This window comes from Tritonibacter sp. SIMBA_163 (assembly GCF_046535935.1).
Lineage (GTDB): Bacteria > Pseudomonadota > Alphaproteobacteria > Rhodobacterales > Rhodobacteraceae > Epibacterium > Epibacterium scottomollicae.
In genome coordinates this window covers 1-352 of sequence record NZ_JAWJBP010000186.1, presented here as the reverse complement: position 1 = coordinate 352, position 352 = coordinate 1, and the positions used below count along the sequence as shown (strand labels likewise).

Annotated in this window: 1 protein-coding gene; it reads right to left on the bottom strand. The window is 37.2% G+C overall.

Annotation, left to right across the window (positions count from 1 at the left end; translation table 11 throughout):
• On the bottom strand, window positions 1–324 hold a 324-nt coding region (locus tag R0J92_RS22015), incomplete at its 3' end, for a hypothetical protein (RefSeq protein WP_411053216.1).
• Between the last annotated feature and the right edge of the window lie 28 nt (window positions 325–352).

Genomic DNA, 352 nt, shown 5'->3' with positions numbered 1-352 from the left:
GGTTTCCTGAAGTACCGCTCCTGCCTCTTGTGTATGTGGGTCGATTAAATCTCCAGCAGCCTGAACTGCATCTACATCATCAACTTTGAAAGCAAAATACTTTTGTTGATCCATATTAATTTCTACTTTAGAAGGGTTAGTATCATCCCATTCGATTGTACCATTATAATCTTTTACATTTACTGCGCCTACACGATTAAAGATAATCTTATTACCTTCGATTTTCGTCGGCATTGTTGTAATTAAATCCGCAATAGAACGCTTGTGGAAGTTCGCCATCAAGCGCGCTTCCCAAATTGTTGGAATAAAAGTTGATACTGACATATATTAATTCCTCCTTAATGTTTTTCCA